At 75.5% G+C, this 1,100-nt stretch carries 1 protein-coding gene and 1 pseudogene; both read left to right on the top strand.

From position 1 onward, the window contains the following. Nucleotides 1-232: pseudogene (locus tag QH283_RS19165) on the top strand (hypothetical protein); the annotation flags it as partial. Between the two features lies 1 nt (nucleotide 233). Beyond that, the gene (locus QH283_RS19160; protein WP_280504364.1) at nucleotides 234-851 is read left to right on the top strand and encodes a DUF305 domain-containing protein; all 618 of its coding nucleotides are present in this window, start codon (nucleotides 234-236) and stop codon (nucleotides 849-851) included. Nucleotides 852-1,100 lie beyond the last annotated feature (249 nt).

Below are 1,100 nucleotides of genomic sequence, written 5' to 3'. Positions count from 1 at the left end.
CACGGTGCTGGGGTCGGCCCTGTCGGGGCGGTTCGATCCGGGGCGCGCGCTCAGCGAACGCAGCGGCATGATCCTCGGCGGCGACCTCACCAGCGACTGGTGCTTCTCGCCCCCGGAGTGGCGCGGCAACCTGCTGTACGTGACCTGCAACGACAGCGGGTTCATGACCCTGGCCATCGACCCCGCCGTCTACACCCCGCCCGCCGACCAGCTCTCCACCGTCGGGTCGTGACATGCGCGGCGTGTACGCCGTGGGCGCCGCGTTGTGCGTGGCCCTGCTGTTGCTGGCGCTCGGGGCGGCCGCCCGCCCGCTGCTGATCGCGGACCCGGCGGACCCCGCCCCGGTCCTGTCCCCGGTGGAGATCGCGTTCGTGCAGGACATGACCGCCCACCACCAGCAGGCGCTGCTGCTCGTCGACCGGCTGCCCGAGGACGCCGACCCCACGGTGCGGCTGCTCGCCCGGCAGGTGGCCGACACCCAGCGCACCGAGATCGGGATGATGCTCGGCTGGCTCGCGCTGGCCCGGGCGGTGCCCACCAATCCCGAGCCGATGGCCTGGATGCGCGCGAGCGGTCACGATCACGGTGTGGCGCGGCCGGATTCGGCGGCCATGCCCGGCGCGGTCGGCCGGGAGGAGCTGGACCGGCTCGCCGCCGCACACGGCCGGGAGGCGGAGGAGCTGTTCCTGCGGCTCATGCACCGCCACCACCTCGGGGCCGTCACCATGGCCCGCGCCGCCGACCAACTGCTGGCCGACGGCCCGGTGCGTCAGGCGGCGCGCGACATGATGACCTCGCAGAGCCGCGAGGCCGGGCTCATGGGACTGATGCTCGCGGCCATGGGGGCGTGAACGAGCGAGAGCCCGGGCCCGGGGGGGGGGGGGGCCCCCCCGCGCGGGGGCCCCCGGGGGGCCGGGGCGCGGGGGGGCGGGGGCCCCCCGCCCCCGCAAAGGGGGGGGGTTGGGGTTTTCCGTTGTTTTTGTGACTCCCGGTGGTTTAATTGCATCCTTTGGGGGGGGGGTGGGCCCTTTCCCCCCGGGGGCCGGGCCGGCGCGGGGGGCCGGGTTTTGCGGGGCCTTACCCTACGGGGGCCCCGGCTC

The sequence above is a fragment of the Nocardia farcinica genome (genome assembly GCF_029867845.1).
Lineage (GTDB): Bacteria > Actinomycetota > Actinomycetes > Mycobacteriales > Mycobacteriaceae > Nocardia > Nocardia farcinica_A.
Note: the sequence above shows the minus strand (reverse complement) of the source record. Positions and strands in the feature narration are given on the sequence as shown.